Source organism: Halorientalis marina, from assembly GCF_023028345.1.
Taxonomy (GTDB): Archaea; Halobacteriota; Halobacteria; order Halobacteriales; family Haloarculaceae; genus Halorientalis; species Halorientalis marina.
In genome coordinates, this window is sequence record NZ_CP095487.1 from 1,183,140 (window position 1) to 1,210,038 (window position 26,899).

Sequence of the window (26,899 nt, forward strand, 5' to 3'; positions counted from 1 at the left end):
TCCGGCGCTCGTGGCTACGTTTGACTCGAACCCCTAATTCGAATTCGCCTCTATGAACTCGAAATCACCGTCTTCGGCCGCGTTGGCGTCGGCGAATATCTCGAGACGATCCCAGATCTCCTCGCCAGCCCCGAGCGAATCGCGGTCCGGACTCTCGTTGACACCATCGTTGACGTTCGTGTCAGACGTGTCCACGTACACTCCCAACTTGACCGATTCGCCTTCGTCGATTTTGATCCCGAGATTACCGTATCCCGGGCTGCCCGGGTCCGAAACGTCGTAGACATCGGGGCCGTCGATGCCGTTGCCACTCGGTCCGTCATCCTCCGTGGGAAGACTGGTACCGGTAAGTTCGTCCTCTTTGACACCGATGTCAGCCGCGACAGTGTTGGCCCCGTCCTCCTGAATGTACACCACGACGGGCTGTGTGCCCTGATTCGTGACTTCGAACACGTTGTCGATCCGCGTGAACGCGTTCGGGTTGAGGTTCGGAATGTTGAGTTCGAACTGGTAGTCACTGCCGATTTCGTCGAGTGCGTCGCTGTTGTCCCCGCCAGGATCAGCTCCGTTGGCCGTCGCGTACTCGCCGTTCGGTCCGTCGCAAGGTGCCAGTGCCAGTAGCGCCGAATCATCGCCAGCAACGTTGACGTCGACAGTTCGGGCGGCACTGACGCTCGTGAACGCCCCCGACCCGACTGCTGCTGCCGAGCCGGCGGCGAGTGCACCCGTGCCGATCAGGAATTTGCGTCGTTTCATCTTTTCTCCTGCCTACCCCACCAGGGGTGAAACCCACCGGCGGAATCGAACCGCCGTGCGCCGTCGTGGGTTGAGGTGGTTACGCGTCTATTCGAACTTCGCCGCGACCAGCAGCCCAGTCGGACTCCCTTGGTCCTGGTTCTCGACTTCGGCTCGCAGGGTATGATTTCCTCCCAACACCGTCTGATTCGGTATATCAGACCGAAGTGGGTCGTACGCCTCCTCTCCAGGGAAGCCACCGATTGAGGTCCCATCGAGGAAGAACTCGACTGGATTGTCTGCACCGTATGCCTCAATTACGAGCTCTCGTGAACCTGCGACAACCTCGAAGTCGAGCTCGTAGGCGTAGTCGCCGACCGGGTCGCCTTGGAGGCCACCGTCGCCGAATGGATCGACCCACTCGGCTGTATTCGACGTGTCCCAAGCTGATGGCGGGTTGACGACCCGCGCGTCGTAGGACAGTGACTCGCCGGACGGCGGAGATACCTCGGACGGAAGCTCTGTTACCTTCCAGTCAGCAGTACCGGTGTCCAACCGACGTGGCTCGCCACTTAGCGGTGGGGAACACGATACGTCCGCGTCGGCGTTTACAACCATCTCGCTGTCGCCCGCGACCTTGTTCAACAGGTTCGTATCGGCATCGATTCCCTGTGTCCGGGTTACGATCCCGATACAGACACAGTCACCAACACCAAGACAAACTGCGTTGTCCTGTCCGACGATCGGCAGGCTCTGATCGCCGTCCTGATAGAGGCTGATGGCGTCATCGCCGTTCCCGTTCTGGACGGGATCGATGTTCAACCAGACTCCGACTGGCTGGGTACCCTGATTGCAAATCTCGAATACGTCGTTGATGACCGTCGTCGCGTCGGGGTTGACTCCCTCACCGCCCTCATCCGTTGGGTTGTCCGACGAAAGCGCGAGCGACAGCTGACCGTCGTCGGTGCCGGTAACGTAGCCACGGTTTGGACTCCCCGAACACGGTGCGAGCCGGAGCAGTGCGGATTCGTCACTAGCAACTGCGACCTCGACATCTCGTTGGGCGCTGACGCTGGTGAATGCGCCGGTCTGGATAGCACCGGCTGATCCCGCCGCGAACACGCCCGTTCCGAGGATGAATTTGCGTCGTTTCATGTGGTACCCCCACCTGGGGTGAAACCCACCGGCGGAATCGAACCGCCGTCACATTGTCTTTGAGGCAATGTTACACCGGTGTGGGAGATTGTATACTTTGTTTGGTGATACTTGACCTAGATACGGGCCTTTTACAACGAGCCCGCCTCTGCGTCCGCGTGAATCGTCACTTCATCGTAATCAAGTTCATCGGAACCATCGCTCGTCGTGTCGATGTAGATCCCAACATCGAAACTCTCGCCTGGTTCAAGCACCCAGTCATCGTTCAGGTCATCAGGGATTGTACCTGAATACCCACCACCGGTCAGACTCACTGAACCGCTCTGGCCTGGCAGGTCTGTGGCGACAAGGTCCACGTATCTGTCTGGATCATATGACGCCCCTCCCAAGTTTGCGCCAATACCAGAGGCCCAAACGGTCACGTCCTGCGTGCCCTGATTGGTGATAGTAAACACGTTAAGGATATTTGTATAGGCGTTTTCATTGACACCATCTCCCTCGAACTCGCTGGGATTACTCGGATTATCGTCGCTAATGTCGATGCCAATAGTCCCGTCATCATTCACAACGGCGTAATCACCGTTTTCGCCACCACTTGGCGACATTGCAAGCAGTGCATCAGCGTCGTCTGCAACGCTGACCTCAATATCACGGTTGGCTTGCACACTCGTAAACGCGCCTGTACCCATTGCAGCCGCCGAGCCGGCGGCGAGCGATCCCGCGCCGATCAGGAATTTGCGTCGTTCCATAGTCGTTCACGCGTGCCCACCCCCAGGGCGGGTCACGCTCACTTCCAACCACACCCCATTACCCCATTGTATTAACACGACTGAGCGGGGTTCAAACGAGGACTGTAGCCCGTCAATCGACCAGTGGACCGGTTCCAAGACTCCCATCCACTCCGTAACGACTCGATACACGGCGGAGGTTCCGTGACTAGGTGAAAAATCTGATAATTCGAAATCCACGAGAAGGTATCCGGGTCCCGCTGTGAATATCAACGGCTGTAACGCGGATCGGCATCGAACCGGTTACCCCATCATTAATTTCCGGAACCGGAACCCGAAACGACCGCCGAGCTATCGATCCCAACTGGCTACGTGTGAACACTAGTTTACTACCGAAAACCATTTTATGTATACCAACCAACAAGGAAACCACACTAATTCGGGCCGGCGGGTCCGAGGCGGTGGGGTACGACGCGGTCGACCATGGAGGTGGGCGACCGACGAGCGGAGTTGTCGGCGATTCGGCGTTCGGATCGCAGCGGACTGACTGAGCAGTCACCCGAACCCGGGGGTATCCACAGTGAGCAAAGCAAGGCAACCGTCGTCGACGGATGGAATCGAAGCAGACGAAGCGACATCGGACGATGTATCGACCGACGAGGTGTTCGAGGTACTGAGCAACCAGCGCCGCCGGTTCACGCTCCACTACCTGAAACACAGGAACGAGCGGGTCGAACTGGGCGAGCTCTCCGAGCGCGTGGCGTCCTGGGAGAACGAGACGTCACTCGACGAGGTCGATTCGGCCGAGCGCAAGCGCGTGTACACGTCTCTGCAGTCCCACCACCTGCCGAAGATGGCGGAGCGCGGGATCGTCGAGTACGACGAACGGGCGGGCGAGATCGAACTCGACGAGAGCGCGGCGAACTTGGACGTGTACCTGGAGGTCGTCGAAGGGAAAGACGTGCCCTGGAGCCAGTACTACCTCGCGCTCGGTGCGGTCGACGCCGGGCTCGTCGCCGCCGCGGCTGCGGGCGTGCCGCCGTTCGGCGCGCTCTCGGCCGTCGCGCTGGCGGCGTTCGTGGTTACGACGCTCGTGGTCTCGGCGGCGGTCCATGTCTACCACGACTCCTCGCAGCGACTCGGCGAACGGGAGCGCCCGCCGGAGGTCAGGGACCGATGAGCCGACTCCGGTACGCCAGTCTCGCGTTGATCGTCGCCGCGGCGCTACTGGCTACCGGGTCGGGTGCGTTCTCGTCGGTCGACGCGAGCCGGGCCAGTTCCGTGGGCGTCGCGAGCGACCAGCGGGCGTATCTCGGTGTCACCGTCGTCGAAACAGAGGGAACCGTCGGCGGCGGTTCGTTCTCCCTTCTGGAACTTACAGACAACTTCCCTGAAGAGGTGGATGTCGACTCGGTAAGTCTCCCCAACGACGCGCCGATCAGTTACGACTCGGACGAAGTAGACGGCGATGTCGAGGTCGTGTGTGAGGAAGCGACCGGTGATGAGGGTGAATCAGTAACACTCGAAATAGCAGCCAGCGGGGAAACGATTGAGGTCACGAAAAACGAGGAGGTTACGGTGACGTGTATCGACCCCGAAGAGACGCCGACCTTCCGTGGCTGTGGCCGTGTCGATACCGATAAAACGATAGAACAGACTGTCTTGTATAGCCAAGGAAACGGCCAGGGTGGTGGGCCCTTAGTCGGTGTCCGCGTTGATGGACGCGCTTATAAGAATCCCAACTTCGACTTCGAGAACACAAACTGCGGTAACTCGGGCGGAAAGCGGCCCGGTATCGAGGTCACTGACCCACCGTGGACCGGTAACGGGGACTACATCGTCAACAGTCCGTAGCTGCTGATCGGCTTCGGTGGGCCGTATTCGAGTGTTTTCACTGGCTGATTAGACTACTGATAACGATCAGCAAGGCCACTTCAACCACCGTCTATGGCCGCGGACGCCTTTATTTGAAGAGAAGATCATGACGAATACGAATGTCCGAGACACGACAGACGCCGGAGCGACCGTGGTTCAGGGAGTACGAGCAGTTCGGGGTGCCGGAGACGCTGGAGCCGTATCCGGACGAGCCGGTTCACGGGTTCCTCTACGACGCCGCCGAGGAGAACCCGGAACAGGGGATCGTCCAGATGGGGAAGAAACACCCCTACACCGAACTGACGAACCAGGTCGACCGCCTTGCGACGGCGCTCCGCGAACGGGGGGTAGAGAAGGGGAGTCGCGTGGCGACAGTGCTGCCGACCTCGGTCCAGTTCGTGATCGCCGAGAACGCCATCTCGCGGGCCGGGGGCGTCCACATCCCGAACGACTTCCTCGACGCCGAGGAGGACCTGATCTACCGGCTCGAACAGGGCCAGCCCGAAGTGCTGATCGGGCAGGACAAGCACCGCGATCTCATCATGAGCCTGAAGGAGGAACTCGACCTCACCGACGTCATCCTCACCGAGGTCGAGGACTACGGCTCGGACCCGCCGGAATCCCACGAGGAGATCGATGGCATCGAGTGGCTGACCGACGTGATCGAGGCCGCCGACCCGGACCCGCCCGAGATCGAGTTCGACGTGACCGAGGACGTCCACACGCTCTTGTTCACCGGGGGAACGACGGGGCTGCCGAAGGGGTGTCAGCTGACCCATCGCAACCTCGTCGCCAACTCCCTGCAGGGCGTCGCGGTCCAGTCGCGGATGGCGGACATGATGCGGGGCAGCGAGGCCGCGGTCATGGCCCTGCCGATGTACCACGCCTACGGTTACTCGGTGATGCACTCGCTCGTCGAGCTATCGCTGGACATCCTGATGGTGCCCGACGCGCGGGACACCGAGATGATGGTCGACCTCATCGAGGACTACGAACCGCTGGTCATGCTCGGGGTCCCCACCCAGTTCATGAACATCGTCAACGAGGACCTCGAACAGGACATCATCGGCCTCTCGGGGTCGGCGCCGCTGGCGACCGAGACCAAAGAGCAGTTCGAGGAGAAATCGAAGGGCGTATCCCAGGGCTACGGCCTCTCGGAGATGTCCCCGATCACGCACTTCAACGTCCGCGGCCTGCAGGATATGCTCGTGGGCCAGGACACCCGTGAACAGGGCTTCGACATGCCGACCATCGGCGTCCCCGCGCCCGACACCGAGGTCAAACTCCGGGACGTCGACACCGACGAGGAGATCCCCATCGGGAAGGCCATCGACGAGGAACTGGAGGGCGAACTCCTGCTCAACGGGCCACAGCGGATGAAGGGCTACCTCGACGAGGACAAGAATCCCTTCGACGAGGACGGCTTCGTCTCGACCGGCGACGTGGCGAAGGTCGACCCGATGGGGCGGTTCTACATCGTCGACCGCGTGAAGAACATGATCAACGTCTCGGGACTGAAGGTCTACTCCGAGGAGGTCGACGAGGTGTTGTTCTCGCATCCGGGCGTCCACCGCCCGGCGACCATCGGCGCACCCGACCCCGAGCGGCCGGGCAGCGAGATCGTCGTCATCTACGCCGAACCGGACCCGAACTACGACGGGGATCTGACCGAGGGTGACGTCCGCGACCACCTCGAAGGCAAAGTGCCGAAGCAGGCCATGCCCGAGGAGATCCACATCGTCGACGAGATTCCGCTGACAGACGTGGGCAAGACCGACAAGCAGGAACTGAAGTCCCGCCACGAGGGCTGACGGACCTGCCCCGATTCGTAATTTCCGCTTACACTTCTCTTCGGCCCGGTATCGGGGGGTTGCGCACCCCTGCGCCCCCTTCGGGCGCGGTGACCGAGATACTGAGGGACAACATATATACCAACCGAGAAAGTGCACAGAGTGTATGAAGTCACGTGACAGGTTAGCTGCTCGACAGTGGGACGATGGGTGTGTGGCCGACCGTCGAGGAGGTGTCGTATGTCGGTAGGTGGCGCGGCCGGTGGCGGACTGCTGGCCGGGAAAGCGAAGATCGCGGTCGCGGCGCTGGTCATCGTCGGCGGCGGCGGTGCCGCGTACGCCGCGACGGGTGGTGACGTGCCGTTCGTCGGCGGGTCGAGCGGGATGGTCGACACCGTGCCCGAAGACGTGGACCTGGTGATGTACGTCGACTCGTCGCTCGCCGACGACGAGGCGACACAGGCCCTCGGAGAGGAGTTAGGTGCAGTAGCGGGCGCGGGCGAGTCGAGTGATTCGGAGGCGTTACGCGAGAGCTTCGAAGACGAGTACGGGTTGAGCTACGACGAGTTCGATAGCGTGGTCGTCTTCGGTCAGTATCCGGAGGACGGAGCAGGGAGTCCGGCCTCCCAGATTTCGGGTGCCGGCTACAGCGCGGCTCTGATCGAGTCGAGCTGGGCCGAGGACGACTTCGTCGACGCGGCCGAGGAGGCGCCGAGCGGCGACGCCACCACGGTCTACGAGGAAGACGAGTACGAGGGGTACACGATCTACATCCAGAAACCCGAGGAAGACGACGTCGACGACTTCCGCCAGGACACGGAGAACCCGACCTACATCGGCGTCATCTCCGAGGGCCAGTACGTCGTCGGTAGCGAGGACGCGGTCAAGGACGCCCTCGACGTGGACGCCGGCGAGGAGGATTCCTTCAGCGGTGACCTCCGGAACGCGTACGACAGCGCCCGCGACGGGATGGTCAAGTTCGCGTCGACCCTGCCCGAGGACCAGGTCGGCTCCGGGATGGCCTCACAGTCCGCCGAGAACGTGGACGTCGTGGCCGGATCGTACTACTCCTCCGGGAGCGAGACCGTCGGCATGGAGGTCCGCATGGTGACCGGCGATTCCAGTGACGCCGAGGACATCGTCGACCAGATCGACGGCGCCGCCGCGTCCGTCGAAGAGAGCGTTCAGGACGACGACGTGGTCGCACTGGTGGAAAGCGTCGAAACGTCGCAGGACGGCTCGACGGCCGTCGTCACCTTCGAGGCCGACGTGGATACCATCGCCGACGGGCTCGAAGGCATCGGGCCGATGATGGGCGGCTTCGGCGGTGGCGGTGCCGGCGGCTTCAGTAGCAGCGTCGCCGGTCCCGCCGAGAGTTACGGTGCCGTCGAGGCGCCCGCCGCGAACCCGGCCTGAGACGGCTGTCACCACCGAATCGGATATTTTTGCGTCCACTCGTTCGGGTGCCGGACTGGGGGGCCGCCAGCTCGACGCATTCCAGTCGGGTCCAGCCGGTGTGTCGCTTCGTCGTTTCGGGACGCTAACAGCAGGCTCAAGTCCCCCCGCCACGGATACCGCGGACGACCGCGATGAACCTCCCGTCGCTTTTCAAAAAAGAGGTCCTGTGGAGCCGTCACAGGATCCTCGTCCTCCTCCTCCTGTTGGTCCTCCTCCCGTCGTTTTTCGCCTACACGACCGTTGCCTTCCAGACCGTCGTGCCCGAGGACGCGCCCATCGCCATCGTCCCGGAGAACGAGAACGTCTCCCAGAACGGGATGGACATCATCACCGGCGGCGCGTCGCTGTTCGCCGACCCGGAGGTCTACGAGAATCGGTCCCAGGCGATGACGGCGCTCAGACGCGAGAGCGTCTACGCGGTGCTCGAAGTGCCACCCGGTATCCTGGACGAGTCGACCGAGAACGCGACGTTCTCGCTGTACGTCGACGGGAGCATCGTTCCCTTCGGCGAGCCGTCGAAGGCGATCCGGGGAATCATGGCGTTCTACCTGAACGAGAACCTCCCGGCCGACGTGTCCGTTGAGCGTGTCGTGATGGGGGCCGATTACACCCTCTCGGAGTACCTCATCCCCGTGTTTCTGATGGGGATGCTCCTGCTGTTCGCGTTCACCTACGTCCCCTACAACCTCGCACGGGAGTCGGACGTGCTGGAACGCCTGCTGGTAGAGGCATCACTGGAGGAGGTCATCGTCACGAAGATCGGCTACTTCACGGCGTTGATGTGCCTGCCGATACTCTCGTTCGCGGCGACGGCGTGGTACCTGGACTACGGCGTGACGCTTCTGTCCCCGTCGGTCGTCGGGGTGTTCCTGCTCACGTTCGTCTATCTCACCGCCATCAGCATGAGCATCATGATCCTCACGGACTTCTCGACGGTCGGCCGGTTCGTCAACGTCGCGGCCCTGTTCGCGGTGCTCACCTTCTCCAGTCTCGTCTATCCCGTGGGCTTTTTCTCGCCGCTCAGACAGGAGATCGCGCGACTGATGCCGCTTCACTACTCGATGATCATGGCCCGGAGCCTCTCGATGAAAGACGTGAGCGTCACGCTCTTTACCGACTGGCTCCTCGTGCTCGTCGGGTTCACGGCGGCGACCGCCGTGCTACTGAAACTCTCGATCATCCGCTACGAGCGAACGAGGTGACCATGACGGGACCACGCGACGAACTCGACGGCGACGCGACGAACGGGCACTCGACGACCGGCGACCGGGCGAGCGACGACGAGCGTGCGATCCTCACGCTCCGCGGTGTCGAGAAGACCTACGGCGGGGTCGTCGCGCTCGACGGTATCGACCTGACCGTCGGGGCGGGCGATTTCCACTGTCTCGTCGGCCCGAACGGTTCGGGGAAGTCGACGCTGCTCCGGATCGTCCTCGGACTGACACAGCCCTCCGCGGGGGCGGTGTCGCTGCCCGAGGGCGGCGTCGGCTGTGGGTTCCAGCGGGGGAACTTCTACCGCGGGCTGACTGTCGACGAGAACCTCGACGTGTTCGGGGCGCTGATGGGGGCCGACGACGCGGCCTGGCGCGAGGAGGTCGTCGAGACGCTGCGTCTCGACCGCGTGCGGGACCGCGTCGCGAGGGACCTCTCCGGCGGCTTCGCGAAGAAACTCGACCTCGCGCTCGCCATGCTCGACCGACCGGACGTGCTCTTTCTCGACGAGCCCTTCGGCGACCTCGACGACGTCTCGAAGGAGCGACTGTTCTCGTTCCTGCGGGCCTACAGCGACGCCGGCAACGCCGTCGTCGTCTCGACCCACCACCTCGTCGACTTCGAACCGCTCGTCGACTGGCTGACGATCCTCCACGACGGCGTGGTCGTCGTCGACGACGCCGCCGACCGGATCGACCTCGCCGGGCACGACTCGCTCCAGGCGTTCTACGTCGACCGTATCCTCGAACTCGAACGCGGGACTGACGCGACGGACGGGCCCACCCTCGACGCCATCGAGGACGGCCGACGGTCGTGAGCGACCGTCAGCGGTTCCCGGGGTAGTCGCCGGCCCAGGGGTTCGCGTCTTCGAGCGCCGCAGCGATCCCCAGGAGGTCCGCCTCGGCGTAGCGCGGGCCGACGATCTGGAGGCCGACCGGGAGTCCATCGTCGGTCAGGCCGGCAGGCGCGTTCACGACCGGATGGCCCGTCAGATTGAACGGCCAGGTGAGCCCCCAGTCCATCGGGAGGCCGCCGGCCGACTGCCCCTCGATCTCGGTGGGGAACGGCTCGTCGTGGGTCAGCGGCGGCGTCGACAGCGTCGGCATCACGAGCGCGTCGTGCTCGTCGAAGACGGCCTCGACCGCGTCGTAGAGTTCCGTGCGGACCTGGTTCGTTTCGAGGTAGTCCACGGCGTCGTAGCCCTCACCCATCCGGACGGTGTTGACGAAGGTGTCCGAGAGCTGGTCGGCGTGCTCGCCCGTCACGTCGACGCCGAACTCCTGGTCGAGGATGCGTGACTGGAGGGCAAAGAGCGGCGTCGCCTGCGAGCCGTACGCGTAGTTCAGGTCGCCTTTGCTCGGGGCGTCGACCGCGGCGTCGGCCACGGTCGCGCCTGCGTCCGCGAGTGCATCCATCGCGTCCCGGCAGCTGTCCGTGACCGTCGAGTGGACGGGGAAGGTATCGAGGTCGGGCGTGAACGCGACCGAGAACTCGTCGGCGTCGCGGTCGGTCGCGGCACGGTAGTCGTCGCTCGGCTCCGGGACGCTGAACGGGTCCGAACCGTCGGGGCCGACCATGACCGAGAGCATGAGCGCCAGGTCGTCGACGGTGCGGGCCATCGGGCCGACGACGCCGACGGGCGTGTGTGAACTGAAGGCGTCGGGGCGGGTGTCCTTCGGGACCAGCCCGAAGGTGGGCTTGACCGAGACGATATTGCAGGGCGAGGCGGGATTGCGCAGGGAACCGCCGACGTCCGACCCAGTGGCGAGCGCACAGAGACCGTCCGCGAGTGCTGCCGCGCTCCCGCCGGAGGAGCCGCCGGCGTTGATCTCACCGTCGGGGTCGAACGGCGTCGGCGTCGGCCCGACGAGTTCGTTGTACGTCCGCATCGTGTGCCCCAGTTCGGGCGTGTTGGTCGTCCCGAGGACGATGGCGCCGGCCGCTTCGAGGCGCTCGACGATGATCGAGGTCTCCGCGGCGACGTTGTCGGAAAGCGGCGCACAGCCCATCGTGTGCGGAACGCCCGTCTTCGTGAAGTGGAGGTCCTTGATGGCGACCGGAACGCCGTGGAGCGGGCCGAGGTCCGCGCCGTTCTCGACGGCTCGCTCCGCCTCGCGGGCGCGCTCCCGGGCGTCGTCCCCGAGGACGTTCACGTAGGCGTTCAGGTCGTCGTTGCGCTCGCCGATGCGGTCGAGGAAGGCGTCGACGAGTTCGACCGGCGAGCGGTCCCCCGTCCGGACTGCCTCGGCCAGTGCCGTGGCCGACTCGAAAGTGATGGTCGACATTCCCGTGTACGGGCGGACGGAAACCGTGTAACGCTTGCGCCGAAAAAGCGAGGCCGTTTAGTGCCGAACCGCGTGATCGTTCAGTCGTCGGCCGACGCCTCGTCGCCGCCGCTCGGGACGCCGCCCTCGTGGGCACGGGCCTGCTCCCGGAGGGCGTCGGAGACGGCCGGTGTGTCCTCGCCGTCGATGCCGCCGCGGGCCTCGATCTCCGCCATCGACATCGGGAACGTCCGCAGGCCGTAGTGGATATCGATGCCCGCTTTCGCGCCCTGGCCCATCGCAACGGGAATCTGGTTGTGGCCCGGGATCACGTCGCCGACCGCGTAGACGCCGTCGACGGAGGTGTTACCGTGGTCGTCGACGGCGACGGTCCCGTCGTCGTTCAGGTCGACGCCGAGTTGCCGGGCGAGGTCGGTGTTGTAGTCGGAGCCGTACATGGCGAAGCCGCCCCGGTACTCCCGGCGCGTGCCATCCTCGAACTCCAGGGCTTCGAGCCAGCCGTCGTCGCCGTTCTCGACGCCGCTTACGTCCGCATCGACGATGTCGATGGGGTGGGCGCGGACCTGCTCGTCGGTCTCGTCGCTCCAGGTCGGCTCGTCGCCGCGCAGGAGGATGTCCACCTCGTCGGTGAAGTTCAGCATGATCATCGCGACGTGGGCGGTGGCCTCGCCGTGGCCCATCACGTATACCGACTCGTCAACGAACATGTAGGCGTCACAGTGCAGGCAGTAGTGGAGCCCGGATCCGGTCCGGGGCAGCGGCGGGTCGGGCCGCTCGTCGCTGAATCCCGTCGCGAGGACGACCCGTTCCGTGACGGCGGTGACGTCGCCCGCCTCCAGCCGAAACCGGCCGTCGTCCAGCCGTTCGGCGTCGGTCACGAAGTCGCGGTGGTAGTCCGCGCCGTAGCTCTTGATCTGTTCGATGGCAGTCTGGAGGAGTTCGTTCCCCGAGACGTCCTCGGTGATGCCGATGACGTTGTGGGTGTCTTTCATCATCGCGGCCCGCCCGCCGCCGCGGTTGATGACGGCCGTGTCGTGGCCGAGTCGCGTCGTGTACAGCGCTGCCGTCAACCCCGCCGGGCCGCCGCCGACGACGACCACTTCGTACTCCGGTGACTCGCTCATTCGTGGGTACTACTATGCACGCGAGGTACAAAACCGTCCGGTAACCCACACGTTAGTCGTTGCACCACCCCTGCTCGAATCGGTCCGGAGACGACCGATACTCCGGATTGATGGCTGTTAACGCGACGCATAGTTTGAACGGGTCACACGAAGGACAGGCCATATATGCTTGGGGGTCGAATATACAGGTGAACAGTTTCCGACCAGCCAGAAGTCAGCCACCCGCCACCGCCACCATATACAATGACCAGCCGCGTTTACAGATTACACTCGACGCTCGAACTGCCGCTGGAAGACGTGTACGAGTTCTTCGAGGAGCCGGAGCTCCCCGTAGAGATGCAGGACATCGACATCACGCGTCGAAATAATACGCTCATCATCAGCGCAATCGCCGCTGACGAGAGCATGTCCAAGTACACGCCGACAGCACAGCTCAAGGCCAGTATCACGGAAAACCGAGTCTACGAGGAAGAACCCGAGGACCGACCGGGCGGTCCCGGCGGTGGCGGCGGTGGCCCGCAGTGGGGTGCCCTCGAGGACGAGGAAGAGGAAATCGAGTCCGAACTCGTCGAGTACGCCTGCTTCAAGGGCGACCGCGAGACCGTCCTCCAGAACACGGCGCTCCAGTACCCGATGTTCGAGGTCCTCTGTGAACTCGCGAAAGTCGCGGAGAAGGGCACGCTCACGGCAGTCTCGGCCGTGGACGGCGAACTCCGCGCGACGCGGATCGTCGACGGCGAGGTCCGACCGGCCTCGGTCAACGTCGTCGAGGAACCCAACGAGGACCAGGAAGGCGGTGGCGTCAACTGGCGCGACAACAAGTTCATTTCCTGACCAACCACCTTTTTCCCGCTCGGGTGGCCTGCGGCCACCACTCGCGGCAAAAACGTGGGCGAAAAACTGCTCCGACTCACTTCGTTCGTCGGAGTGAACCGCGCTCCCTGTGGTCGCGCGGATGCTCGACAACGACGACGCCCAGCGACCGCTCAGGGCCGCCGCCGGACCGTCACGACCGTCGTCATCTCGGTGCCGCCCTCGACCGATTCGGTCGTCACGTTCGTCCCGAGGAAGTCGTCCGCGGCGAGCGTCTCCTCGACGATGCCTTTCAGCCGTTCGCCCTCCGCGTCCTCCTCCCGGAGGACGACCCGAATCTGGTTCCGGTTCGTCGTCGCGTCCTCGACCGTGTAGTCCGCGTCCTCGAACGCCGTCCGCAGCTCCGACTGGTGGTCGCTCATACCCGCCTCGACGCTCCCTCGCCACGTAAATCCCGGGGCCGGCGACGGCCCGGACCTATCGCCGCCGCGACGACCGCACTGTACTCCGGCGGCCCATGACACTCCTTCGCATACGACCTTCGTGCCGAAAAACACTTACAGGGTCTAATTATATCTCATTACACCATGGCAGACTTCCCAGACTACCTCGACGTCGACTACACCGACGGCGAGGGCGAAAACCCCGACGACTATCCGACCATCACCGACAAGATCGAGAAGGCCATCGAGGTCACCAAAGTCGGCCTCGAACAGTACGAGAACCCGGTCGTCATGTGGACCGGCGGCAAGGACTCGACGCTCGTCCTCTACTTCATCAAGGAGGTCGCCGAGAAGTACGACCTCGAGGTACCGCCGGCGGTCTTCATCGACCACTACCAGCACTTCGACGAACTGTTCGGCTTCGTCGAGCACTGGGCCGACGAGTGGGACCTCGAAGTCATCTACGCCCGCAACGAGGACGTCGGCGACTACGTCAACGAGAACGGCCTCGTCCCCGGCGACGACATCCCGGTCGACGAACTCTCCGACCACAACCAGCACCACGTCCGGAATATCCTCGAGTACGAGGAGGACACCTTCCCCTTCCTGCTGGATACCTACGTGGGTAATCACCTGCTGAAGACGGTCGCGCTCAACGACGCCATCGAGGAGTACGACGTCGACGGCATCCTCTCGGGCATCCGCTGGGACGAACAGGAGTCCCGCGCCGACGAGACGTTCTTCTCGCCACGGCACGACCCGGACATCTACCCGCCCCACGACCGCGTCCAGCCGATCCTCCAGTTCACCGAGGCCGACGTGTGGCAGGCCTACTGGCACTTCGTGGTCCCGGAGACCGTCGAGGGCTACCCCGAGGACGGCTACGTCCCGCAGGGGGCCGACGACATCCCCGGCGACCTCACCAAGGAGGATCTGCCCGTGAGCCCGAAGTACTTCGCCGGCTTCCGCTCGCTCGGCAGCGAGGTCTCGACCGACAAGTCCGCCGAGGAGCCCGCCTGGCTGCAGGACATGGAGAACACCACCGAGCGCGCCGGCCGCGCCCAGGACAAGGAGGACCTGATGGAGCGCCTGCGCGACCTCGGGTACATGTAGTACCTTTTTTCGGCTCGGGTTTCCTCGGCCGACTCCGTCGGCCTGCGGGAACCACTCGCCAAAAAATCTACGCTAAAAAAACCGGATTCGCGCCGTCGGCGCGAATCCGGAGAACCGCGCGCCTCCGGCGCGCGGATGCTCTTTCGTGGTCGCTTTTTCTGGACCGCTCGCCCGCTACCGCTCGACTTCGACCGGCTCGTCCGCGAGGATGAACGGTTCGTCCGCGGCCGAGTCCGCGAGCGCGAACCGGCCCGCGGCGTCCCGCCCCGATGCCCAGTCGGGGAGCGCGGGAATCCCGTGGTCGCTCGGATCGTGATACAGCGCCGCGATGGTCCACTCGCGCGCGAGCATCCGCCCGCGCCGCCTGCCGCCCTCGGTCTGCCGTTGGTCGTGGTTCATCGATACCGAGGCTTCCCGAGCCATCGGAAAAGGGCACGGAAACGCGACCAAACGACCACTCCATTAGTGTTGTCGGGGGTTCACGAGGTGGGCGGTACCGTGACGTGGTCGATCCACTGGTGCCGGCAGAACTACGACCCCGCGTAGCCGCCGGCAATGCCCGACGAGCCTTTGTTTCCCGACTACCTCACCGTCGATTATACGACCGATAAGGGGGGGAATCCGAGTACTACCCGTCGCTACCCTCTCCGAACACATCCGCCAGAACTCGGCCGGCGCGACTTCAGGGGTGATACTTTTCGTTTTTCTTCAGATACCTCCAAAGGTAACAACTTGCTGAAAACGGTCGCGCTCAACGTCGCTACCTTGGCGGGCGGGTACGAGGTCGTGTTCTCGGGGGTGTGCTGGGACGAGCAGGACGCGCGGCCCGACGAAACGTTCTTTTCACCCCGCCACGACAGCAAGAAGTACCCGCCACCCGATCGCGTGCATTCGATCCTCCCGTTCGACGAGCGCGCGGTCTGGGACGCGATGTGGGGTTTCGTCGTCCTCGACACCATTGCGGGGTTCTCGACCGGCTTCGTCCCCGGGATCGAACGGACTTGCCCGACGGCCTGACGGCCACGGACCTGCCCGTCAATCCGAAGTACTTCGGCGGGTTCCGGTCAGTGGAGACGGCCAGCGGGTCCGGCGGTCGTGCCGACTGCTCCGCGTTGGTACAGGATCTCGACGAGACGTCCGAACTGCGAGGGCTGCGCCCAGGGCAGGGGCTGATAGAGCGCCTGCGCGACCCTGGGTACCTGTAGCGGCCGGTCGCCAGGCTACTGGAGTGTGACCGCGAAGTTCGACTCTTGCCCTTCCGAAAGCGTCTCGGTCTGCGAGTCGACCAGCGTCTGTTCCGAGAGGTTGTCGGGCGTCGCCTCCGTGTCTCCGTCCGGAAGTTCGTAGGCGACCAGCGTGACGTCACATTCCCCCGACGTCGCCGTGGTGCTGTCCAGGGTCGCGTCGACGGATACCGTTGGTCCCGAACCGTCGAACGAGAACGTGCCCCACGAGACGGTGCAGTCCTCGCCATCGACACTGGCCGTCTTCTGGTCACCGCTGTACGTGAATACGCTCGGATCGTCGGGATCGGAGACGTTGCCCTCGGAGCTTACGTCGAACGCTTCGAGCAGCCGGTCCTGCTCATTGTACGTGTCGTCGGTCTCGCGGTCTAGCTCCTGGAGCGGTCCGCCACCGACGAGGTCCACCTGGAAGTATCTGACCGTGTCGCGGGGCGCACCACAGAACGAGAAGTTGCTGATAGCGGCCTGCTGGCCGCCGGGGTTCGTCGGGGCACACAGCGTCTGCCCTTCGGGGTCGGAATCGTAGGTCGCGGTGTCGGGACCGCCTTTCACGCACACCTTCTCGATCCGGTCGTCCGAGGAGAACTCGAAACAGGTCACTTCGTCACCGTCTTTCTCGGTCACGCTGTCGATGGTGACGGCGTAGCGCTCGTCGCCGGAGCCGAACTCGTACGTCTCGCCGGCCTCCGGTGCGCCCTCGACCTTCCCACAGGTCGTATCTTCCGGACACTCGCCACACGTACAGGGACCGACGCCTCGCGACCCGGGGTCGTCCTCGCTCTGCCCGGGCGGTCCGCCCCCGTTGCCTCCGGGCGGCCCGCCGCGGCCGTGACTCGGCGCCCCGGCGGCGGATCCCGTCCCGATGACCAGCGCACCCGCCGTGCCACTGCCGAGTACGCTGAGGAGCCGCCGTCGCTTCAGGTCGTTTTGCTCTCCTGTCATACCTCCGTGCCACGCCGCGCGAATTAGTAGTTATGAGGACGATACCTGCCGTACAGCCATCTTACCCGGTCGGACGGCCGGACTGCGGGACCGGGCTGTCAGTCCCGGGTCACGGACCGCTAGTGAGACACCCGCCGTCGTGCTCCTCGGCGACAATAAAACACCGATTTGTATTCCCCTACTTGTCACTTCTCGCGAACGGTCCCGCCCGCGAGTCCTTCCCACGCGACGCGGTAGCCGAGTCGCGAGAGCACAGCACCGGTGTCGTCGATGTCGTAGTCGTCGAGCAGGTCCTCGACGGTGTCGAGCGACTGGCCGTCTTCCACCTGCTCGCGGAGTTCCGACAGGACCGCGGGCCGGACGAGCGTCCTGCCGACCCGTTCGTGGGCCGGGAACGACTTGTCCTCGACGGCGCTCTCGCTGACGCCGTGGCGCTCCGCGAGGGCGGCGATGGTGAGCACGTCCTCCTCGGGGCGGAGTTCGTCGGGGAGTGTCGCCGCGGCGTCGGCGACTAACTGCTCTTCGTAGCGCCGGAGCGCGTCCCGGACGTCCTTGAGCCGGACGGTGCCCGAGTAGGGAATCGCGCGGTGGTCGCGCGCCTCGATTTCTTCACCTACCCCGAGGCTCTCGTCGACGGCCACGAGGAGGGCCACGTCCTCGACCGCGTCCAGTTGCGCGAGCTTCTTCTCGACGTACTCGGGCGTCCAGAAGCCCATTATCTCGAAGAACACGCGGAAGTCGGCGTGGCGGTAGTCGAAGGCGAAATCGGGGATGACGACGCGGTCGCCGGCCGCGAGCGGCTCGGGTTCCCGGACCAGCTCCCAGTCGAGGTCGAGCGACGCGAACCGCGTGGCGAAGTCCGCTTCGACGCCGCTGTCGAAGGTCATCTCCGCGACCGGCTCCGTGTCGGGCACGGACACGTCCCCGTCGTCGAGAGCGAGTTCGCGTTCGGTACCGCGGTCGTCGACCGTCGCTTCGAGGTGCCACTCCGCCGTCTTCGCGACCGAGCGGAGGAGCCGTGCGAACGCGGTCCCGTACCGCCGCGAGTTCCGGAAGAGCGTGTCCGGGCCGGTGACGACGAACTCTCGGCCCCGGTCGGTCTTCCTGATCTCGTACATCAGCCGCAGGCGTTTGATTGCGCTCACGACGGCTTTCGGGTCCGAGGTGCGGATACGCACCTCGACGGCGTCGAACAACGCCGTCTGCGCCAGCGAGAGGTCGTACTGCTCCCGAAGCGCGGCGGGGTCCCACCGCGCGGGGGCGTCGGTCAGGACCTGCCGGCGCTCGCGGTCGGCGTACAGCGATTCGGCGACCGCCTCGGGCGTGGCGTCCAGTCGCTCGGCGGCCCGCCCGAGCGCGGCCTCCCGTTCGGCTTCGGTGACGACGCCGACCGCCGCCGCAGTCTCGAAGGCGGTCCGGCGGGCGCGCTCGGGGTCGACGGGCGCTCGCGTCTCGAAGGATGCCTCGCGGTCGAGGAGCTTCGCGAACCCGCGGACGAGCTTGAAGTCGTCGGCCTCGCGTTCGAGGTCGGTGAGGGCCTCGTCCAGGGCCGCCCGCGATTCCCCGACGTGGCCCTGGTAGGTGCCGAGAACGCGGGCGGCCAGCCGCTCGTCGTCCGCGTCGGTGAACCGGGGCTGGTAGCCACCCCCGGCCCGAGAGACCCGGAGCAGGTCCTTCGTCAGCACGGCCGACACTGGGTGCCGGACCGACGTAAGCCCCGTGGACCGCCCCGGTGTGACCGCTCGCCCGGGCCGAACGGCCGCGGGACTCGCTGCAGGTGAGAAGATTGATGCCCGCCCCGGTCGGACCCGGGGACATGCATCGCCGACAGGTCCTCGCCTCGCTGGGGACGCTCGCGGCCGCCGCGGTCGCCGGCTGTGGCGGCTCCGGCGGAAATCCACCGACGGGCGCACGCGCGCCGACCGGCCCGGAGGGCGGGGGCGGCGAGTCCGGGCCCGACGGCGACGTGGGGCCGGTCACGGCGATCCCGTCGTTCGAGGCGACCGACTTCGCCGTCTACAACGACTCCAGTCAGCTCACCGTCGAGGTGGTCGTCGCGAATCCGGCGGAGCGACCCCGGACGATGGTCCTGAACGTCTCGACGCGGGTCGACGGCGAACTCTCGGCGGACAGGCGGGAGCTATCGCTCGGGCCCGGTAACGAGACGGCGGTCAACGCGACGCTCCCGGTCGACTACGCCAGGTGGCAGGACGCCGGCGGCGGTCTCAACTTCGACTTCGAGGTCGTGGAGTGAGCGGTCGTCGGCGGGTCGACGTGTGATCGGCGGCTACCGCCGCCGTCGTGCGACCCGTTCCTCCGCCGTTTCCTCGCTGACGAGTTCGTACAGCAGTGCGCGGCCACCGAGAGACGACACAGCAGTCTCTCGAGCCTCCGAATCCCCGGATTCGGAGACACCGCCGGCCTTCGGCCGCAGGATCCGCCCGAGCCGCTGTGTGAACTCACGTTCGCTCCCGCTGCCCGAGAGGACGACCGCAACGTTGGCATCGGGTACGTCGACCCCCTCGTCGAGGACGTTCGCGGTCACGACCCGGTCGTAGTCGCCGGCCCGGAACCGCGAGAGGATCTCGCGGCGCTCGCCCGTCGGCGTCTCGTGGGTGATCGCCGGCAGGAGGAATCGCTCGGAGAGGCGATAGACGAGGTCCGTGTGTGCGGTGAAGACGATGATCCGGTCGTTTCGGTGCCGGTCGAGGATTGTCGCCAGTTCCTCGACCTTCCGGTCGGCGTTCATCATCACCTCGCGTGCGCGCTGTTTCGCCAGCAACGCCTCGCGTGCCCGCGGGTCCGTCCCCGACCGTTTGACGAGTTCCTGGTAGTCGCTCCCGCTGCGCAACTGCACGTTCGATTCCTGCAGGTAGTCGGTGAACGTCTCCTGGTGGCGCTCGTAGACCTCGCGTTCCTCGGGAGTCAGGGCCACCTGGATGCGTTTGATGTCGTAGTCGGCGAGGTGCTCGCCCGCGAGATCGTCGATCTCGACGCGGTGGACGAGCGGGCCGACCAGTGCTTCGACCGCCTCGTGAGCGCCGTCGGGGCGCTCGAACGTGGCGGTGAGGCCCAACCGGGCGGGTGCGGCGAGTAGGCGCGCGATGTCGCGATACCCCTCGCCACCGAGGTGGTGCACCTCGTCGAAGACGACGAGGCCGAAGTCGTCGCCCACGTCGTCGGCTTTCAGGTACGCCGAGTCGTACGTCGAGACCGTGATCGCCTCCTGCCGTTGCTCGCCGCCGCCGAAGCGGCCGATGGGGCCACCGTCGGACGAATCCGCCGTCCGACGAGCCCCCGAGTCTCCCGACTCGGGGACGTCGAACTCCCGTTCGAGTTCGGCCTGCCACTGCTCGAGGAGGTCGACGGTCGGGACGACCACGAGCGTCGGCGTCCCGAGCGCCTCGATGGCCGCGATGCCGATGACGGTCTTGCCGCTCCCGGTCGGGAGTTCGAGGTTCCCCCGGTCGCTCGCGTCACGCCAGGCGTCCAGTGCCGCCCGCTGGTAGTCCCGGAGTTCGTACGTCGAGGTCGGGTCGATGGTGGGAAGGTCGAGGACGCGGTCGTCGTACTCGACACCGCGCTCGTCGAGGGCCTGCCGGAGCGCGGCGTACCGGTAGGCCGGTGCCCGCGCGGTCTTCGAGCGTTCGTCGCGCTCGACGCCCGGAAGGTCCGCCGGGACCGACCCCTCGATCCGGATCGTCCCGTCCTCGTAGCGGAGCCGTACCGACACGTTCGAACGGAGGACGTGGGCGGACAAAAAGGCTCCCGAGCAGGCCCCGAAAGACACTTTCCCTATGGTAGCTAATCCCAAGCAATGGGCGACTACGTCGATCCCAACGAGACCGACCCGTCGAAGTGGCGGGGGTCGACGCCGCGGGACGGCCGCGACGGCGGCCGGGCGGCGATCCGGTCGGTCGTCGAGCGCGCCCTCGCGACGGAGACGCCGTACCAGCGGACCGGGACGCGGGTGTACGGTCCCGCGGTCGTCCGGGAGGAGTTCGACTCGCGGGACTACCACCACGCGAAGGTGTACTACGACGGCGGCGTCACGACAGACGGCGGAATCAAACTCCTGACGCGGGGATACCTCTGGGGGGACGACGAACGCCACCAGCGGTACAAATCACAGTACCGGCGCCCTCCGGACCCTGCCGACGAGCCGCCCTTCGGCGAGTACACCGTCTGGAACCAGTACCAGTTCGGGACTGCCAGCCGGGACGCGGAAGGTGAACTGGTCTTCGAGCCCGATCCCGACGGGAGCGACGAGTACGTGCGGTCGGTCGACTGGGGCGACCTCTACACACCGGTGCAGGGGCGGCTCGTGGAGCTCGAACTCGTCCGGAATCCCCCGTTCGCCCGCTATCGGCTCGACGAGCGTGGGGAGTGGACCGGGTTCGGGCGCCCCCTCACCTACGACCTCGGCGCCTTCGACGCGGGGCCGTGAGGGGCGACGCGACGGTCAGGGGGTACCCCGCCCGTGACCGCCGATTGCGGCCGATTTCTGAACCCTTTTACACGCCGCTCGCGTTCGTACGGGTATGAGCGAGCCGGACGCCTCAGAGACGCCCGAGGGGACCGACGAGCCGGACAGCGACGCGGACGCGACGGCGGACGCGGACGACGCCGAGGCGTCCACCGACGCTGCGGGGCCGACCGGCGGCGCCGACCTCGACGACGTGATCGGCGACGATGTCCCCGACGACGCCGATGTCGGCGAGGACCTGGTCGAACGGGTCGCAGACACCGACCCGGAGGAATTGGCGACGGAGATTTCCTCGCTCCGGATGCGCGTGGACACGCTCGAATCCGAACTGGCGAACCGCGCGGAGCGGGTCGAGGAACTGGAGGAGAAGTTCAAACGCAAGCAGGCGGACTTCCAGAACTACAAGAAGCGGATGAAAAAGCGCCGCGAGCAGGAGAAAGAGCGCGCGACGGAGGACCTGGTCGAGCGTCTGCTCGACGTCCGGGACAACCTCAAGCGTGCACTCGAACAGGACGAGGACGCGGACATCCGGGACGGCATCGAGGCGACGCTCCGACAGTTCGACGACGAACTCGACCGCGAGAACGTCGAGGTAGTCGAACCGAACCCCGGCGCCGAGGTCGACCCGCAGCGCCACGAGGTCCTCTTGCGCGTCGAGAGCGACCAGCCGGCGGGGACCGTCGCGGAGGTCCACCGGCCCGGCTACGAGATGGCGGGGAAGGTCATCCGAACGGCCCAGGTCACGGTCAGCGAGGGGTCGGCCGACGGCGACGAGTAACCGTACTGCCGGTCGAGCCCGTCGGCATCGAGGTCGCTCGATACTGCGTGCGCTGCCCTGTCCGCTCCGGGCCACGCCCGCGTGGTGCAACGACCCGCCTCGCCAACTGCGGTCGAATTGCACTCGTGTTATATCCCGCGGTGGCACCGTGCCGCCGCGCGACCAAACCGGGAGACGTGAGCGGGGTGGCCGCGATTCGTGTGTCCCGGTATCTAGCAACTTTTAACCGATTCAGGCCGGTAGAGGGGAACAACATGACGAGTAACAAGATTCTCGGTATCGACCTCGGTACCACCAACAGCGCGTTCGCGGTGATGGAGGGGGGCGATCCCGAAATCATCGTGAACGGCGAGGGTGACCGGACGACACCCTCCGTCGTCGCGTTCACCGAGGAGGGCGAGCGACTGGTCGGCAAACCCGCGAAAAATCAGGCCGTCCAGAACCCCGAGCAGACCATCCAGTCCATCAAGCGGCACATGGGCGAGGACGGCTACACCGTCGAACTCGACGGTGAGGAGAAAACGCCCGAGCAGGTCTCGGCGATGATTCTCCAGAAGATCAAGCGGGACGCCGAGGAGTACCTCGGCGACGAGGTCGAGAAGGCGGTCATCACGGTCCCCGCGTACTTCTCCGACCGCCAGCGCCAGGCCACGAAAGACGCCGGCGAGATCGCCGGCTTCGAGGTCGAGCGCATCATCAACGAACCGACTGCGGCCTCGATGGCCTACGGGCTGGACGACGAGTCCGACCAGACCGTCCTCGTCTACGACCTCGGTGGCGGGACGTTCGACGTTTCTATTCTCGATCTCGGCGGCGGCGTCTACGAGGTCGTTGCCACCAACGGCGACAACGGCCTCGGTGGCGACGACTGGGACCAGGCGCTGATCGACCACATGGCCGACGAGTTCGAGGCCGAACACGGCGTCGACCTCCGGGACGACCGGCAGGCCCTCCAGCGCCTCAAAGACGCCGCGGAGGAGGCAAAGATCGAACTCTCCTCGCGGAAGGAGACGACGGTCAACCTCCCCTTCATCGCCGCGGACGACGACGGGCCGAAGGACCTCGAACAGAAGGTCACTCGCGCGAAGTTCGAGTCCCTCACGGCGGACCTCGTCGAGCGGACGGTCGGCCCGACCGAGCAGGCCCTGGAGGACGCCGGCTACTCCAAGGGTGACATCGACGAGGTCATCCTCGTCGGCGGATCGACCCGGATGCCCCAGGTGCAGGAGAAAGTCGAGGAGATGACCGGCAAGCCGCCGAAGAAGAACGTCAACCCCGACGAGGCGGTCGCCCTCGGTGCGGCCATCCAGGGCGGCGTCCTCGGCGGCGAGGTCGACGACATCGTCCTGCTGGACGTGACGCCCCTGAGCCTCGGGATCGAGGTCAAGGGCGGCCTCTTCGAGCGCCTCATCGAGAAGAACACGACGATTCCCACGGAGGAGTCCAAGATATTCACGACGGCGGCGGACAACCAGACCTCCGTGCAGGTGCGGGTCTTCCAGGGTGAACGCGAGATGGCGGAGGAGAACGAACTCCTCGGGGAGTTCCAGTTGACCGGTATCCCGCCCGCGCCAGCCGGCACGCCCCAGATCGAGGTGACGTTCAACATCGACGAGGACGGCATCGTCAACGTCGAGGCCGAGGACAAGGGCAGCGGGAACACGGAGGACATCACCATCGAGGGCGGTGCCGGCCTCTCCGACGACCAGATCGAGCAGATGCAGGAGGAAGCCGAGGAACACGCCGAGGAGGACCAGAAGCGCCGCGAGTTCGTCGAGTCGCGCAACGAGGCCGAGTCGGCCATCCAGCGCGCCGAGAAGCTCCTCGACGAGAACGAGGAGGAGATCGACGACGAGCTGGAGGGCGACATCGAGGCCGAGATCGAGCGCGTCGAGGACGCCCTCGACGAGTACGAGAACGTCGACAGCGACGAACTCGACACGGCCGCGGAGGCGCTCGAATCGGCCACGGAGAGCCTCTCGGAGCAGCTCCAGGAGATCGGCAAACAGATGTACCAGGAGCAGGCCCAGCAGGCCGCCGGCGGCGCGGCCGGTGCCGGCCCCGGCGGTGCGGCCGGCGGGCCTGGCGGCGCTGGCCCGGGCCCGGGCGCTGGCCCCGGTGGGGCCGGTCCGGGTGCGGGCGCTGGCGGTGACGGCGAGGAGTACGTCGACGCGGACTTCGAGGACGTTGACGAAAGCGATGAAGACGAAGACTGAATCGCTTTCGTCAGCCCGTCGGACGTAGTTTGACGACGCCGACGGGGACGAATAGGGGGGTCGTCGTTCGTGACTCGTCAGCGCAAGCTTCGACGGTACGACGACGAGTGAACCGAGCCAGGACCTCGCGGGCGGCGTGCGGCGGGGTCGATGCTGGGCGACGAGCACCCGTCCGCTCCAGACCGGCCCCGCGAATCGACGACGCTGACCGCGGGAACAGATATCGACGTAACAACTCCAAATATTGCCCTCGATAATCGGGTGCGTAGCGCACGGGAGAACGCCGTAGTACGGCCGTTAAACTCGCTACCGAATCCCAGAAAGTGAGAACTGGAGACAGAGGTATTGAAACCCTGGCCGAACGTCCAGTCGAGAGGTTATTTAAATGTCACTGATCCAGTGGGACGACGACCGCTACAGTACCAGCGTCGAAAAGATCGACGACCAGCACAAGCGGCTGTTCGAACTGCTCAACGACCTGTACGAGGCGATGGAGGAGGGCCACGCCGAGGAGGAGGTCGGCGACACGCTGCGCGAACTCGAACGGTACACCGAGTACCACTTCGGCGACGAGGAGTCGATGATGCACGACTGCGGGTACGCACAGGACTGTTCGAGTTGCTTCCGCGACCATCAGGACATGCACGAGAACTTCGCGGCGAAGGTCTCGGAACTCCGCGAGAAACACGAGAACGGCGAGTACATCACGATGGAGGTCCTGGAGTTCGCCCGCGACTGGCTCGACTCGCACATCGCGGGGGAGGACCAGGACCAGGGGTACGGCGAGTACGTCAGACAGGAACTCGACGCCTACCAGTACCAGTAACGTGTCGGGACGGCGAACCAATCCGGACCGGTGAACGCGTGACGATCCGATCCGTCAGCCGGGCGCCGACAGACCGCAGAACACCACAACCATGAGCAGACACGAGGAAGTACCCGTGGATGACGAACCCGATGCCGGGACCGACGACGAGGAACTGACGTCGCTGTTCGAAGGCGACGACGAGCCGGCGCCAACCGTCGAACTCGACGCTGCGGCGATCGACCGGCGGAAGGCGCTGATCGACTTCGATGACGAGGATGCACGGCGTCTCGCGGCCCTCGACGAGCAGTTCCAGGAGCGGGCCGACGAGGTCGCGGATCGGATCCACGACACCCTGACCGAAGACGAGACGTTCGCGGAGTGTATCGAGCGCTCCTCGACGGACGACGAGGAGTTCGAGCGGATCCAGCGAGCCCACTGGACGACGCTGACCGATGGAACGTACGGGTCCGGGCACTTCGAGGCCCAGGCGGGGGTTGGTGTCTTCCACGAGGACCTGGCGGTGCCCTTCGACCGATACGTCGGCCAGTACGGACTGTACGTCGACGCCGTCCTCTCGGCGCTCGCCGACCGGACGCGCGAGCGGGTCACCGAGACGCTCGCCGAGGAGGGCGTCGACGAGGAGACGATCGCGGCGGTCACCGAGACGCTCGATGCGGGTGCGGCGGACGCGCGTTCGGCGTGTAAGGTCCTGAACCTCGATCTGCAGGTCGGGACGGCGGCCTACGTCGGGAGCCGGGAGCGCGGCCTCGAAGACGAGATCGAGCGCCGCCGCGAGATTGCCGACGAGACCCAGGGGGCCGCACGCGACCTCAAGGACTTCACGAGCGACGTCTCGAAGAGCGCGAAACGGATCGCGGACCTCGCGGAGACGGAGGCCGACAACGTCACGGAGATCCGCGCCGAGATGTCGAACCTCTCTGCGACCATCGAGGAGATAGCGGCGACCTCGGACCAGGTCGAGGAGACCAGCGAGCGCGCGCTCGAATCCGCCGTCGAGGGCCAGCAGTCCGCTTCGGCAGCCATGGGCCTCCTCGAGGACATCGAGGAGTCCGCGACGGCGATCGAGGGCGACGTCACCGACCTGGAGTCGCGGACCCGGGAGATCGGCGAGATCGTCGACGTGATCGACGACATCGCCGAACAGACGAACATCCTGGCGCTGAACGCCTCCATCGAGGCCGCCCGCGCGGGGGAGGCCGGCGCGGGCTTCGCCGTCGTCGCCGACGAGGTGAAGGACCTCGCCGAGGAGTCCCAGGCCCAGGCCGACCACATCGAGAGCGTGATCGGGACCGTCCAGACCGATATCGAGGACACGGTCGACCACGTCGAGCGGACCACCGAGCGCATCGAGACTGGCATCGAGCGCGTCGAGGACGCCCTGGCACAGCTCGACGAGATCGTCGCCATCGTCGAGGACGCGGCTGCAGGCGTCCAGGAAGTCGCCGTCGCCACCGACGACCAGGCCGAGACGGCCGAGGAGGTCGCCACCATGATCGAGGACGCCGCCGACCGCATCACGGAGATCAGCGCGGAGATCGACGAGGTCGCGACCGCGAGCGAACAGCAGACCGCCAAGGTGTTCAAGGTCACTTCGGACCTCAAACAGCTCAGCGAGGAATACTGACCTCCCTCTGGGGGCGCCGCCCTGCGGTCAAGCGCGGGCGCGCTGCTCA

Annotated in this window: 25 protein-coding genes and 1 pseudogene; 16 read left to right on the top strand and 10 right to left on the bottom strand. The window is 65.5% G+C overall.

Annotated features, from left to right (window positions below):
- Positions 1–33: 33 nt before the first annotated feature.
- The 3 genes from MUG96_RS06030 to MUG96_RS06040 all read right to left on the bottom strand — a co-directional run bounded on the left by MUG96_RS06030 (position 34) and on the right by MUG96_RS06040 (position 2,639).
- Positions 34–756, bottom strand: a complete 723-nt coding sequence (locus MUG96_RS06030; RefSeq protein ID WP_246987440.1) for a hypothetical protein — start codon at positions 754–756, stop codon at positions 34–36.
- Positions 757–843: 87 nt separating this feature from the next.
- On the bottom strand, positions 844–1,857 hold the full coding sequence (locus MUG96_RS06035; protein ID WP_246987442.1) for a DUF1102 domain-containing protein: 1,014 nt from the start codon (positions 1,855–1,857) through the stop codon (positions 844–846).
- Between the two features lie 164 nt (positions 1,858–2,021).
- Positions 2,022–2,639, bottom strand: a complete 618-nt coding sequence (locus MUG96_RS06040; protein ID WP_246987444.1) for a DUF1102 domain-containing protein — start codon at positions 2,637–2,639, stop codon at positions 2,022–2,024.
- Between the two features lie 559 nt (positions 2,640–3,198).
- On the opposite strand from MUG96_RS06040, the gene MUG96_RS06045 reads away from it, so the two are divergent.
- The 6 genes from MUG96_RS06045 to MUG96_RS06070 all read left to right on the top strand — a co-directional run bounded on the left by MUG96_RS06045 (position 3,199) and on the right by MUG96_RS06070 (position 9,770).
- Positions 3,199–3,798 (top strand): DUF7344 domain-containing protein, encoded by a 600-nt coding sequence (locus MUG96_RS06045; protein ID WP_246987446.1) that lies wholly within the window; start codon positions 3,199–3,201, stop codon positions 3,796–3,798.
- Between the two features lie 101 nt (positions 3,799–3,899).
- Positions 3,900–4,472 carry a hypothetical protein gene (locus tag MUG96_RS06050; protein ID WP_246987448.1) on the top strand — a complete coding sequence of 191 codons (573 nt, stop codon included), beginning with the start codon at positions 3,900–3,902 and terminating at the stop codon, positions 4,470–4,472.
- A 140-nt stretch (positions 4,473–4,612) separates the two neighbouring features.
- Positions 4,613–6,304, top strand: coding sequence for an AMP-binding protein (locus tag MUG96_RS06055; RefSeq protein ID WP_246987450.1), 1,692 nt, complete (start codon positions 4,613–4,615; stop codon positions 6,302–6,304).
- Positions 6,305–6,523: 219 nt separating this feature from the next.
- A complete protein-coding gene (locus tag MUG96_RS06060) occupies positions 6,524–7,699 on the top strand; it encodes a hypothetical protein (protein WP_246987451.1) in 1,176 nt (391 codons plus the stop codon).
- 173 nt (positions 7,700–7,872) lie between these two features.
- A complete protein-coding gene (locus tag MUG96_RS06065) occupies positions 7,873–8,943 on the top strand; it encodes an ABC transporter permease (RefSeq protein WP_246987453.1) in 1,071 nt (356 codons plus the stop codon).
- Positions 8,944–8,945: 2 nt separating this feature from the next.
- Positions 8,946–9,770, top strand: a complete 825-nt coding sequence (locus tag MUG96_RS06070) for an ABC transporter ATP-binding protein (protein ID WP_246987455.1) — start codon at positions 8,946–8,948, stop codon at positions 9,768–9,770.
- Between the two features lie 7 nt (positions 9,771–9,777).
- Here MUG96_RS06070 and MUG96_RS06075 read toward each other — a convergent pair whose 3' ends face one another.
- Both MUG96_RS06075 and MUG96_RS06080 read right to left on the bottom strand, forming a co-directional pair.
- Positions 9,778–11,238: an amidase gene (locus MUG96_RS06075; RefSeq protein WP_246987457.1), complete on the bottom strand. Its 1,461-nt coding sequence runs from the start codon at positions 11,236–11,238 to the stop codon at positions 9,778–9,780.
- A gap of 80 nt (positions 11,239–11,318) precedes the next feature.
- Complete coding sequence (locus tag MUG96_RS06080) at positions 11,319–12,362, bottom strand: NAD(P)/FAD-dependent oxidoreductase (protein ID WP_246987459.1); 1,044 nt, start codon at positions 12,360–12,362, stop codon at positions 11,319–11,321.
- Between the two features lie 243 nt (positions 12,363–12,605).
- On the opposite strand from MUG96_RS06080, the gene MUG96_RS06085 reads away from it, so the two are divergent.
- Positions 12,606–13,196 (top strand): DUF7110 family protein, encoded by a 591-nt coding sequence (locus MUG96_RS06085; protein ID WP_246987461.1) that lies wholly within the window; start codon positions 12,606–12,608, stop codon positions 13,194–13,196.
- Positions 13,197–13,348: 152 nt separating this feature from the next.
- Here the strand turns inward: MUG96_RS06085 and MUG96_RS06090 are convergent, their stop codons facing one another.
- A complete protein-coding gene (locus MUG96_RS06090; RefSeq protein WP_246987463.1) occupies positions 13,349–13,597 on the bottom strand; it encodes a hypothetical protein in 249 nt (82 codons plus the stop codon).
- Between the two features lie 165 nt (positions 13,598–13,762).
- On the opposite strand from MUG96_RS06090, the gene MUG96_RS06095 reads away from it, so the two are divergent.
- Entirely contained in the window at positions 13,763–14,731 is a 969-nt protein-coding gene (locus MUG96_RS06095) for a phosphoadenosine phosphosulfate reductase family protein (protein ID WP_246987466.1), read from the top strand.
- 174 nt (positions 14,732–14,905) lie between these two features.
- Here the strand turns inward: MUG96_RS06095 and MUG96_RS06100 are convergent, their stop codons facing one another.
- Positions 14,906–15,130 (bottom strand): hypothetical protein, encoded by a 225-nt coding sequence (locus tag MUG96_RS06100; protein WP_246987468.1) that lies wholly within the window; start codon positions 15,128–15,130, stop codon positions 14,906–14,908.
- A gap of 156 nt (positions 15,131–15,286) precedes the next feature.
- On the opposite strand from MUG96_RS06100, the gene MUG96_RS06105 reads away from it, so the two are divergent.
- On the top strand, positions 15,287–15,748 hold the full coding sequence (locus MUG96_RS06105) for an adenine nucleotide alpha hydrolase family protein (RefSeq protein ID WP_246987470.1): 462 nt from the start codon (positions 15,287–15,289) through the stop codon (positions 15,746–15,748).
- Positions 15,733–15,936 carry a hypothetical protein gene (locus MUG96_RS06110; RefSeq protein WP_246987472.1) on the top strand — a complete coding sequence of 68 codons (204 nt, stop codon included), beginning with the start codon at positions 15,733–15,735 and terminating at the stop codon, positions 15,934–15,936. Before MUG96_RS06105 ends, MUG96_RS06110 begins: the two co-directional genes overlap by 16 nt.
- A gap of 15 nt (positions 15,937–15,951) precedes the next feature.
- On the opposite strand, the gene MUG96_RS06115 is transcribed toward MUG96_RS06110, so the two are convergent.
- Positions 15,952–16,917: a hypothetical protein gene (locus tag MUG96_RS06115; protein WP_246987474.1), complete on the bottom strand. Its 966-nt coding sequence runs from the start codon at positions 16,915–16,917 to the stop codon at positions 15,952–15,954.
- Between the two features lie 185 nt (positions 16,918–17,102).
- Positions 17,103–18,602 carry a DUF790 family protein gene (locus MUG96_RS06120; protein ID WP_246987476.1) on the bottom strand — a complete coding sequence of 500 codons (1,500 nt, stop codon included), beginning with the start codon at positions 18,600–18,602 and terminating at the stop codon, positions 17,103–17,105.
- Positions 18,603–18,733: 131 nt separating this feature from the next.
- On the opposite strand from MUG96_RS06120, the gene MUG96_RS06125 reads away from it, so the two are divergent.
- Entirely contained in the window at positions 18,734–19,171 is a 438-nt protein-coding gene (locus MUG96_RS06125) for a hypothetical protein (protein ID WP_246987478.1), read from the top strand.
- 33 nt (positions 19,172–19,204) lie between these two features.
- Here MUG96_RS06125 and MUG96_RS06130 read toward each other — a convergent pair whose 3' ends face one another.
- Positions 19,205–20,650 carry a DEAD/DEAH box helicase family protein gene (locus MUG96_RS06130; RefSeq protein ID WP_246987480.1) on the bottom strand — a complete coding sequence of 482 codons (1,446 nt, stop codon included), beginning with the start codon at positions 20,648–20,650 and terminating at the stop codon, positions 19,205–19,207.
- Positions 20,651–20,734: 84 nt separating this feature from the next.
- On the opposite strand from MUG96_RS06130, the gene MUG96_RS06135 reads away from it, so the two are divergent.
- The 5 genes and pseudogenes from MUG96_RS06135 (at position 20,735) to MUG96_RS06155 (ending at position 26,850) form a co-directional block, all read left to right on the top strand.
- A complete protein-coding gene (locus MUG96_RS06135; RefSeq protein ID WP_246987482.1) occupies positions 20,735–21,364 on the top strand; it encodes a hypothetical protein in 630 nt (209 codons plus the stop codon).
- Between the two features lie 94 nt (positions 21,365–21,458).
- Positions 21,459–22,181, top strand: a complete 723-nt coding sequence (locus MUG96_RS06140; protein WP_246987483.1) for a nucleotide exchange factor GrpE — start codon at positions 21,459–21,461, stop codon at positions 22,179–22,181.
- 254 nt (positions 22,182–22,435) lie between these two features.
- Complete coding sequence (gene dnaK, locus MUG96_RS06145) at positions 22,436–24,397, top strand: molecular chaperone DnaK (RefSeq protein ID WP_246987484.1); 1,962 nt, start codon at positions 22,436–22,438, stop codon at positions 24,395–24,397.
- A 385-nt stretch (positions 24,398–24,782) separates the two neighbouring features.
- Positions 24,783–25,220: pseudogene (locus tag MUG96_RS06150) on the top strand (bacteriohemerythrin); the annotation flags it as partial.
- Positions 25,221–25,338: 118 nt separating this feature from the next.
- Entirely contained in the window at positions 25,339–26,850 is a 1,512-nt protein-coding gene (locus MUG96_RS06155; RefSeq protein WP_246987486.1) for a globin-coupled sensor protein, read from the top strand.
- Positions 26,851–26,899: the final 49 nt, after the last annotated feature.